Raw genomic sequence first — 9,616 nt, forward strand, 5'->3', positions numbered from 1 at the left:
ATTGTTTCGTAATCTGTTTAGGCTAAACAAAAAAACTGAAAGCCCTAATTAGGACCATCAGTTTCTTCATTTATCAACACTTTGCGCGGCTTACTTCCCTCTGGCGGTCCAACGATTCCTTTTGCTTCCATTTCATCAACAATTCTAGCAGCTCGATTGTAGCCAATCCTAAAACGTCTCTGTAACATGGATACACTGCAAGATTGTTCATGAGTCACTAATTTAACAGCGTCCCCAAATAATTCGTCTTCTGAATCAGACGCTGATCCTGAGTTAGCTGTTTCTTCATCAGTCACAATCATCGTTTCATCGTATTGTGGTTCTTGCTGATTTTTAATAAACGAAATAACACTTTCAACATCTTTATCTGAAATGTAAGCATCTTGTACACGAATGGGTTTATTTAGCCCCATTGGTAGGAATAACATATCCCCACGACCTAAAAGCTTTTCAGCACCATTACTATCAATAATTGTTCTCGAGTCAATCCCACTGGAAACAGCGAAAGCCATACGTGATGGTACGTTAGCTTTAATCAATCCTGTGATAACATCAACAGATGGACGTTGCGTTGCCAAAATCATATGGATTCCAGCTGCTCGAGCCATTTGTGCTAAACGAATAATCGCATCTTCAACCTCATTCGAGGCTACCATCATTAAATCTGCCAATTCATCAACAATGACAACAATATAAGGTAACGTTGCTCTTTTTTGTCCGTCATCTGCGTTTTCTTGCATAATCATTTGATTATATCCAGAAATATTACGTTGACTAGCATCTGCAAACAATTCGTAGCGTCGCTCCATTTCAGAAACAACCTTATGTAAAGCTCGTGATGCTTTTTTAGGATTTGTAACAACCGGCGTTAATAGATGTGGAATACCATTATAGACACCTAACTCTACTTTTTTAGGATCAATCAACATAAACTTAACCTGATTTGGTTTCGTATTCATCAATAAACTTGTGATAATGCCATTAATTGCAACTGACTTACCACTACCAGTTGAGCCAGCAATCAATAAATGCGGCATCGTTGTTAAATCTGCTGTTACCAATTGGCCTGAAACATCGCGACCTAAAGGAACTTCGAGAACTTTATCTGGTGTTGGATTCTTTTGTTGAGATTCAATCACATCCCTGAATGAAACCATTGATACTTTAGAATTTGGTACTTCAATCCCAATAAGTGATTTTCCAGGAATTGGTGCTTCAATTCGAATATCTTTGGCAGCAAGTGCTAAGGCTAAGTCATCCGCAAGGTTAACAATTTTACTAACTTTAACACCAATTGCCGGATGTAATTCATATTCAGTAACAGATGGTCCTAAACTCACACTTTTAATTTCAACATCAACACCAAAGCTTTCAAATGTTTGCTTCAATATTTTTGTGTTTTTTTCAATTGTTTTATATTCGCCACTTTGGTCTTCTTTTGGAATTTTTGTAAGTAATGTAACTGGTGGTAATTGGTAATCTTCATTATCATCAGCCACTGTACTTGATATTATCTTAGGATCATCTTCTGAATCTAATTCTGAATCTGGTTCTTGTTGCGTAATGATAGGTGGTTCATCAACGGTCACTTCTCGTTCAGTTTTTATTTCCTTTTCTTCAGTTCTATGGTCAATTACAGGTTTTAATTCTTCTTCATCTTGTTCTGCTTTATTTTCTTTTCTTTCTTCTTTAAAACTATCTATTGCTACTTTCATTCGGCGAAAACCTTCTCTTGTCCAAGCAATAATTACGTTTAGATAGCGTTGAACAGTATACATAACTTCTGAAAAAGAGAGATCAAAAAAAATAAATAATCCGGCTAAGATGAAAAGTACACTAACAATATAGGTGCCTGCTTGTGAAATTAAGAAGTACGATAATTGGTATAAGCTTGCCCCTATCATTCCACCGCCAACTGTTGAACTAACTGCAGATTGTCGAAAATCGGAAACAAGTGTCTGCCATGTATATTGAATAAATTGGCTATGCACCGATGAGTGCCCAACAAACCAGGCTTCAAGAAAGACTAAAACACCAACATATAAAATAACGGATCCCCAATTAATTCTTTTCTTAACTTTGGGCTCTTTTCCCATAATCATTAAGTAACTTCCATATACACCGAGAATTAATAATGCGAATTGATATGTATTACCAACAAACAAACGGAAAACGTTAGCAAATAAAGCACCCAAATATCCCAGTGCTAGCACACCAAATATTCCAAACAATAAAAATATAACACCAATTATATTTTTAGAAAATTTGTATTGAACTGTTTTTTTTGTTGTTCTTTTTTTTCTTTTCTTTTTTTGAGCCAAAACAGTTCCTCCTTCTGTTAAAATAGATACTCAATTATACCATATCTTAATTACCTTCCGTGTCATTGTCTAGTCATTTCCACAAAAAGAGAGTTAATAACAATTATGTTATTAACTCTCTTTTTTGGCTGTAATTTCTTTGCCATCTTTAACTAACAGTAACCCTTGATATAACTGTAAATCATCACCACAATCTGAACAATAATCCATTTGTTCCTCATTCCAAAATGCTGTCAAAAATTGACGTTTACTTTTTTGATGGCTAAATTCAGTGGTAAATGCGCTAGATTGTTCCTCAAAAAAAGCCATCGCTTCATCCATTGAATCAAAATCAACTGTTTTTTGAATATGACTTTTCCAATCATCAAAAAACCACCATGGTTCATCAAATCCAAACATTGTTATTACTTGAAACAAGTTAGCTCACACCCTTCCATTTTATAAAATGACTGTTCATCATAAATACCGGTTTATTTCTTAACCCGAAGCAAGTATAACCCATTTATGAATTTCTAGTCTATAAAATGCTCAAGCTACTTATTTTAGCTTATCATTTTCATACGTGTGTGTTTTATCTAGATTTAAAAAGTCTTGTTGTCTAAGTGTTTCATAAATTACAATAGCAGCTGAATTAGATAAGTTTAAGGCACGAATGTGCGTATCATCTTGTGGAATTCGGATTGCTTTCTCTTCATTTTGGCGCATAAAGTTTTCAGGAAGACCTGTTGTCTCTTTACCAAACAAGAAGTAATAGTCCTTATTCACATCAGAATAATCTACTTGTGAATAAGTTTGCGGTGCAAATTTTGAAACCAAAAAAAGTTGTTTCTGATCTGGAATAGATGCTAAAAAATCTTGTAAATTTTTATGATACGTAATTTTTACTTTATCCCAATAGTCTAGTCCAGCACGTTTTAAATATTTATCGTCTGTTGAAAATCCTAAGGGCTCAATTAAATGTAGTTCAGTATCCGTTCCAGCACAAGTTCTAGCAATATTACCTGTATTAGCAGGCATAAGTGGTTCAAATAATGCAATATGATTCGTCAAAAATTAACATCCTTTCAAAAAATCGTTATTATTTTAGGCAACAAAAAAACGCATCATTTCGGTGTGGGCACGGCGAAAAGATACGTTAATGAAGATCAATTTCCAGAAGCTGACAACATCGTCGACAGTCTCTAAACAACCGAATTCGTATACTCATAATACCACAGCAATTTATTCGTTACAACACTGATTCTAACTTATTTTTACGATATTTTAATAGTGTAACGTCAACCGTAATTTTGGTTAAAGGTTGTTTTTTAGCTTTAGCCTGATTATCTGTTGTAGCTCCCCAATGTAAAGGAGTCATTTCGAGTAAGGCAGGAAACAAGCCTTCTGGAATATCGAATTGATAACTAATTGTAATTTGTTCAGAGTCAGGATAATTTTCTTTAAACAGATTTAAAACCTTTTCATTACTATAACTCCTATTATGACTCTCTTCGTTATATAGAAGTTCGCGTAATTCAACTAAGTAATTTGAATTTGGAATGATTTTTAATAACTGCCCGCCATCCTTTAATACTCGATCAAATTCTGTATAAGCAGAAGGCGAAAAAATATCAATAATTGTTGAAAATGACTTATTATTAAATGGTAGTTTAGCCAAATCAGCAATACAATAAAAAGCATCTGTCTCTTGTTGTGTCGCATAATTGATTGCATCTTTTGAAATATCAAATCCAACGTAAGTGTCTTTAGCATTTTGGCGTGTTACTTCTATATCATGAAGTGGTGTTCCCTCTCCACAACCTACATCCATAATTGTTTCTTCTTCATCAGAAAGCTGCTCAAGAATTTTATCCGTAATCGGTTTAAACAAGCCTGCTTGTAATAACTGTCTCCTTGCTAACCACATATCCAATTCATAATCACTTTTAACCCCATGATTCAAGAAAAAAAGAGTTCCTTTTTTTGATAAATCTATTTGATGATTTTCAGGGCAAAACATCGTCTGGCCTTCAACTTTACTGTAGGGGTTTAAGCAGACAGGACATCTAAATAAATCGATTTTATTTTTTAAAAATACGGCACTTTTCTCAATTTTTTTCAATTTACACTTATTCCTTTTTATCGTTTATTTTACATTCAATAGCTATTTATTTTTCAATGTTAATGTAATGACCTTTAACCAATTCAACAAGTTCTTCACGTTTTACGCCAACAGAACGACCAACTTTACCAGCTGAAACCCAAATTTTATCGAACTCTTGAATTCGTTCATCAAAATAAATGGGAAATCCTTTTCGAACATTAATTCCAATTGGTGTATTTGCGCCATGAACGTAACCAGTAATATTGATTAAATTTTTATTATCTGCTAAATGCAATTGTTTTTCATTTAATTCACGTGCTACTAATTTTAAATCAATTTCAAAAGTAATAGGAAGGCAAACAACTACGTAATCTCTATCACCGTTACTTCCCTGTAAAACAATTGTTTTTAAAATACTTCTTTCATCCGTTCCTAGTTCTTTAGCTTCTTTGCTTGAATCCATTTGTCGACCACCTAAAAAATCAAAAGTATAGCTCTCAAATTCAATATGATTTTGATCTAAAATGCGTTCGTCATTTGTTTTTTTTACTTTTTCTTTTTTTGCGATAATAATCACTCCCAAAATAATTATAGCACGACGTCTATCTCTTCACGTATTCTTATTTAATTTTCGATTTATTTCAAAAATATGTTGACTAAATTCGCTAAATAGCGTAAATTATCAGTTGGTTACTGATAATAATTTAATAAATACTAAAAATAGTTCGTGTTTAAAAGAAATGGGGAAATATTATGCCAGTTTTTGATTATGAAGATATTCAGCTCGTCCCTAACAAATGTATTGTAAATAGCCGTTCCGAAGTCGATACATCTATTCAATTTGGCCCTCGCCGTTTTAAACTACCCGTTGTACCTGCGAATATGCAGACAATTATCGATGAACCGTTAGCAGAATGGCTTGCATCAAATGACTATTTCTATGTCATGCACCGTTTCGATGAAGAGAGTCGCTTACCTTTCGTCAAAAAAATGCATGCAAAAGGTTTGTTTGCTTCTATTAGTGTTGGCGTTAAACCACATGAATGGGCATTAATTGAAGAGCTTGCCGATGCTGATTTAATTCCAGAATATATAACAATTGATGTGGCGCATGGCCACGCACAAAGTGTCATTGATTTAATTCATCATATTAAAAAATGGTTACCAGAGTCATTTCTAATTGCTGGAAATGTTGGCACACCTGAAGGCGTTAGAGAACTAGAAAATGCTGGTGCAGATGCAACTAAGGTTGGTATTGGACCCGGAAAAGTTTGCATCACTAAAATTAAAACTGGATTCGGTACCGGCGGGTGGCAATTAGCCGCTCTTAGATTATGTTCTAAAGCAGCAAGTAAACCAATTATCACTGATGGTGGTATAAGAACTCATGGTGATATTGCTAAGTCAGTCAGATTTGGGGCCTCAATGTGTATGATTGGTTCACTCTTTGCTGGTCACAAACAAAGTCCTGGTGATTTAATTGAAAAAGATGGTAATCTATTTAAAAGTTATTTTGGCTCTGCCTCTGAATATCAAAAAGGTAGCCACACTAATGTTGAAGGTAAAAAAATGCTCGTTCCTTTTAAAGGTGACATTCATGAAACTTTACTTGAAATGCAACAAGATTTACAATCTTCAATTTCTTATGCTGGTGGTAATTCTCTCTCTGCACTTGAAAAAGTCGATTATGTAATTGTTAAAAATTCAATTTTTAACGGTGATACGCTTTAATCAAAAAAGTTAGACAAAATAAAATTTGTCTAACTTTTTTGATTATCTTTATTCGTTTTCTCTGATTCGTCATACAAACCAGAATCCTTTTTATACCATACAAAAATCCGCGTTACAATAACTTTTAGAATTGCATATCCTGGGATTCCAAAAATAACACCTATTAATCCAAAAACCCGTCCCGAACCTAATAAAACAATTAAAATTGTAACGGGATGGATTGCTAAACTACTTCCAAGAATCAATGGAGAAATCAATCTTGCTTCAATTGTTTGTTCAACAATAAAAACAACAATAACCTTTATCAACATAATTGGTGACACGAAAGCAGCAATTACTAGTGCAGGAATCATCGCTAGAAAAGAGCCTAAATAAGGAATTAAATTCAAAAAACCTGCCAAAATCCCTAACGTTAAAGCAAACTTAAGACCAACTACTGAAAAACCAATAACAAATAATATGGCCACAAAGAATGCTACCGTTAACTGACCTCGGATATATTGACTGACTTGTAAATTAATTTCATCTAATAATTCAATGATTGATTTGCGATATCTTACTGGGAAAAAATTTGATAAATACTCAGGTAAATCGTGCCCATCTTTTAATAAATAAAATAAGATAAAGGGTGCTGTTACTAATCCAATGATAAATGTCGTTACAGTACCAACAACGCTACCTAAAGAATCAACTGTTGATCCAATAACTGAGCTCGCTTTTTTGGATACTGTTCCTACGATATCTGTATTTATTTTTTCAATTGAAGTTTTAATAGTATCAAATAAAGATGACGACATAAAATCATTCGTTTGATGTGTGATATTTGACCAATACGTCGGCCAATTTTTAATAATACTAATTGTTTGTGTTTGTACAGCAGGAATCAAAACGACAATCCCCCATACTAAAAACCCAGAAATTACTATAAATACAACTGTAATAACCAAACTTCGATTCAATTTAAAGCGCGTTTCACAAAAATCTATCAATGGGGATATTAAATAATACAGCACGCCAGCTAAAACAATTGGGAAGCCAATAATGCTTAATAACTCTCCAATTGGTGCGAAAAACCAGCCCACTTGTGCTAACATAAAAATAATTAGCAAACTTAACAAAACAATTGATAAAATGCTAACTGTTTTATTATTAACAACCCATTTCCAAAACCATGATCGTTGTGAAGTCGATTTTTCATTTGGGAGCATTTTAATCTACTCCTTTACTTATACGTGATTGTATTACCGACTTTAAAAGTTGGCAATACATGCGGTGTTAAATAAATACCATTTGGTTGTGGATGTTCTGGAACTTCCATAAAGAACAAGGTAGCATGCCCAACCGACTCAAAATTACTTGAAACTAACTCTCCAGCGAAATCAATTTTATAAGTTTGTTCATTAATAATCATTTCATCACCTGTTTTTGGCGAAATAATTTTTTTATCATCTTCAAATGATTGAATGACAGAAACTTGTCTTAAATCATCCGTTGCACTCTGATTGAAAAGGATAACAATAGGTTCCTTTTTTGAGATGGCATCTTTTCCAATTTCTTCAATTCTTGCTGTAATCATACTTTATCGTCTCCCTTATCCTTTATAGTTACCTATAATTATAGCATAGTCCCCAGTATAAATAATAACGTTTACAAAAATATATGATATAATATTGACAATATCATGAGGAGGTATTTGTAACTATGAAAGAGACTATTTTGTTTGGTACATATACAAAAAAGACAAGTACTGGTATCCAACGAGCTCAACTTGATACAATTGAAAAAAAAGTTTCTAACGCTACACCCTATATAAAGGTTGAAAATCCAACTTATCTCACGAAATCGGACAAAGGTGTCTTATATACCGTTTCAAAGAGGTCAGATTTAGGTGGTATATCAGCCTTTACCCTTGCATCAGAAAATCCCCAATTTTTAAATGACGTTTCAGCTGAAGGCGCTCCGCCTGCTTACGTTGCTGTTGATAATAACCGTCAATTAGTCTACAGCTCAAACTACCATAAGGGTCTTATTTCCATTTCAAAAATTCAAACTGATGGCTCATTAGCTCTTATTAATGAAGTTACAAATGAAGGTCATGGTCCAAAACCAGAACAAACAAGCTCTCATATTCATTTCACTGATTTAACACCAGACAATAGGTTAGTTGTTTGTGACCTTGGAACTGATCAAGTGTTAACTTTTGATGTGTCAGATAATGGTGCTATTAAACAAATTGCTGAGTATCGTTCAGAGCCTGGGTTCGGTTCTCGTCATATTGTTTTCCATAAAAATGGAAAATTAGCATACTTAGCTGGAGAGCTCTCAAGTGAAGTTTCGTTACTTAGCTACAATCAAACGGATGGTTCATTTAAAGAGATTCAAACACTTTCATCAATTCCATCTGATTGGAATGCTCATAACGGAATTGCTGCTATTCGCATTTCTAAAGATAGCCGCTTTTTGTATGTCTCTAATCGCGGAAACAACTCAATTGCTTGTTATTCACTTGCTGTTGATGGCACAATGACACTTATTCAACTTATTTCAACTGAAGGTGACTTTCCTCGTGATTTCAGTTTAAATAAAACAGAACAATTTTTGGTTGTTGCTAACCAAAACACTGATAATGCTACCTTATTCGAACGTGATTCAACCTCTGGTAAATTAACTTTACTTCAAAAAGATATTGCCGTTCCAGAATCCGTTTGCGTTTATTTTGAAAATTAGGAGAAATTAAATTTGTTAATTAAAGAAGTTGCAGTTGAAAATTTTACTGATATCCCAAAACAATTTGCCGCTGGTGCTAATCGTTTTGAACTTTGCGATAATCTTGCTGTCGGTGGTACAACTGTCAGTAAAGGTGTTATGTCTGAAACAATGCGTTATGCACAGGACAATGAAGTCCCTGTAATGGCAATGATTCGTCCCCGTGGCGGAAATTTCGTTTATAACGATACCGAATTAAAAATTATGGAGGCTGATTTATTTCAGGCTCAACAACTTGGTGTAGATGGCGTCGTATTTGGCGCTTTAGATACGAATAATAACTTAGACATAGAGGCGATGGAGTTTTTAATTGCAGCAAGTGGTGGCATGCAAATCACTTTCCATATGGCTTTTGATGAAATTCCTAATAATGCACAACTTGATGCGCTATCTTGGTTAGCAGAGCATGATATCGATCGTGTTTTAACGCATGGCGGATCACTTGATAAGCCTATCGAGGAAACGTTACCCCACCTCAAAGAAATTATTGACTGGTCAAACGGTCTCATTAAAATTGTTCCAGGTGGCGGTATTACACTTGATAATGTTGATACTATTGCTGCTAAATTAAACGTTAAAGAGCTTCATGGTACAAAAATAATTTTAAAATAATCATCTAAAAAGGTTCCAACAACTTCATGTACTAGGCCCTGTCAAGTTGACGGATGAAATAATATAAAATTTAATATGTTTCTAAATGGCTTTATCCCAGTAT

10 protein-coding genes are annotated in these 9,616 nt (G+C 34.0%); 3 read left to right on the forward strand and 7 right to left on the reverse strand.

The features are described 5' to 3' along the window. Positions 1-44: 44 nt before the first annotated feature. From AC1RPY_RS07325 to AC1RPY_RS07345, 5 genes are all read right to left on the reverse strand, one after another. Entirely contained in the window at positions 45-2,321 is a 2,277-nt protein-coding gene (locus tag AC1RPY_RS07325; RefSeq protein WP_481761854.1) for an FtsK/SpoIIIE family DNA translocase, read from the reverse strand. Between the two features lie 111 nt (positions 2,322-2,432). Further along, on the reverse strand, positions 2,433-2,738 hold the full coding sequence (locus AC1RPY_RS07330) for a DUF1033 family protein (RefSeq protein WP_481761855.1): 306 nt from the start codon (positions 2,736-2,738) through the stop codon (positions 2,433-2,435). 120 nt (positions 2,739-2,858) lie between these two features. Further along, on the reverse strand, positions 2,859-3,371 hold the full coding sequence (gene trmL / locus AC1RPY_RS07335) for a tRNA (uridine(34)/cytosine(34)/5-carboxymethylaminomethyluridine(34)-2'-O)-methyltransferase TrmL (RefSeq protein WP_409021458.1): 513 nt from the start codon (positions 3,369-3,371) through the stop codon (positions 2,859-2,861). Between the two features lie 178 nt (positions 3,372-3,549). Continuing rightward, complete coding sequence (locus AC1RPY_RS07340; RefSeq protein ID WP_481761856.1) at positions 3,550-4,422, reverse strand: methyltransferase domain-containing protein; 873 nt, start codon at positions 4,420-4,422, stop codon at positions 3,550-3,552. Positions 4,423-4,468: 46 nt separating this feature from the next. After that, positions 4,469-4,972 (reverse strand): YbaK/EbsC family protein, encoded by a 504-nt coding sequence (locus AC1RPY_RS07345; RefSeq protein ID WP_481761863.1) that lies wholly within the window; start codon positions 4,970-4,972, stop codon positions 4,469-4,471. A 185-nt stretch (positions 4,973-5,157) separates the two neighbouring features. On the opposite strand from AC1RPY_RS07345, the gene guaC reads away from it, so the two are divergent. Continuing rightward, positions 5,158-6,135 carry a GMP reductase gene (gene guaC, locus AC1RPY_RS07350; RefSeq protein ID WP_481761857.1) on the forward strand — a complete coding sequence of 326 codons (978 nt, stop codon included), beginning with the start codon at positions 5,158-5,160 and terminating at the stop codon, positions 6,133-6,135. A gap of 29 nt (positions 6,136-6,164) precedes the next feature. On the opposite strand, the gene AC1RPY_RS07355 is transcribed toward guaC, so the two are convergent. Together AC1RPY_RS07355 and AC1RPY_RS07360 are read right to left on the reverse strand one after the other, a co-directional pair. After that, entirely contained in the window at positions 6,165-7,343 is a 1,179-nt protein-coding gene (locus AC1RPY_RS07355; RefSeq protein ID WP_481761858.1) for an AI-2E family transporter, read from the reverse strand. Positions 7,344-7,357: 14 nt separating this feature from the next. Beyond that, complete coding sequence (locus tag AC1RPY_RS07360) at positions 7,358-7,711, reverse strand: PTS glucitol/sorbitol transporter subunit IIA (protein ID WP_409021462.1); 354 nt, start codon at positions 7,709-7,711, stop codon at positions 7,358-7,360. A 125-nt stretch (positions 7,712-7,836) separates the two neighbouring features. Here AC1RPY_RS07360 and AC1RPY_RS07365 point away from each other — a divergent pair, with 125 nt between their 5' ends. Both AC1RPY_RS07365 and AC1RPY_RS07370 read left to right on the forward strand, forming a co-directional pair. After that, on the forward strand, positions 7,837-8,862 hold the full coding sequence (locus AC1RPY_RS07365; protein WP_481761859.1) for a lactonase family protein: 1,026 nt from the start codon (positions 7,837-7,839) through the stop codon (positions 8,860-8,862). A 12-nt stretch (positions 8,863-8,874) separates the two neighbouring features. Continuing rightward, complete coding sequence (locus AC1RPY_RS07370; protein WP_481761860.1) at positions 8,875-9,513, forward strand: copper homeostasis protein CutC; 639 nt, start codon at positions 8,875-8,877, stop codon at positions 9,511-9,513. The last annotated feature ends 103 nt before the right edge of the window (positions 9,514-9,616 follow it).

Source organism: Dellaglioa sp. CoH-56-MRSF-12, from assembly GCF_056782075.1.